The organism is Xenorhabdus sp. IM139775 (assembly GCF_028598745.1).
GTDB lineage: Bacteria > Pseudomonadota > Gammaproteobacteria > Enterobacterales > Enterobacteriaceae > Xenorhabdus.
The window spans coordinates 1-572 of sequence record NZ_JAQRFK010000246.1 but is presented as its reverse complement, the minus strand read 5'-3'; the positions used below and the strand labels follow the sequence as shown (position 1 = coordinate 572).

1 protein-coding gene is annotated in these 572 nt (G+C 51.4%); it reads right to left on the bottom strand.

The genetic code is table 11. The annotated features are described in order from the left end of the window. On the bottom strand, positions 1–516 hold a 516-nt coding region (locus tag PSI17_RS17270), incomplete at its 3' end, for an SAM-dependent DNA methyltransferase (RefSeq protein ID WP_273553122.1). Positions 517–572 lie beyond the last annotated feature (56 nt).

Here is a 572-nt window from a genome sequence, read left to right as displayed (position 1 = left end):
CGGGTCAATATCAATTACTGACACCCACAGGCAGCATAACGGATCATGCCCCTGCTCCCGCAGCTCTTCGGCCACGGCCAGTGTCATACAGCCGGCCCCGCAGGCGGGCTCGTGTAACGTCACAAAGGGTTTTTCCTGTAACAACGCTGAGACATCCTGAAACTGTATTTTCGCCATCATTCTGGCGACCCCCCAGGGGGTGAAAAACTGCTGAAGATGCGTATCACCGAGTTCCAGTAACATAAACACCCTGCCCAGAAAATCACACGGTTCCTGGGCTAACCCCAATACCACCTGAGAAAACAACTGCACAATCCGGTCAATATCGTCCCGGTCGTACTTTTTGATGGTTTTCAGGTAGAACTGTTCAAACTCGTCACTGTAACAATACCTGTTGTGGATGGCCGCCATCGCACAGTAACAAAAGTCCCGAAAGACCTGATAACGGGAATGACCGCGGGCCGTCCGCTTAAACAGGGTAATAAAGGTGTTTTGATAATCGGTCCGGGAAGACATGATGTGTTTTCCCTGCCTGAAAATAAGGGGAAAACACGTCCCGAAAGGGGAGGGTG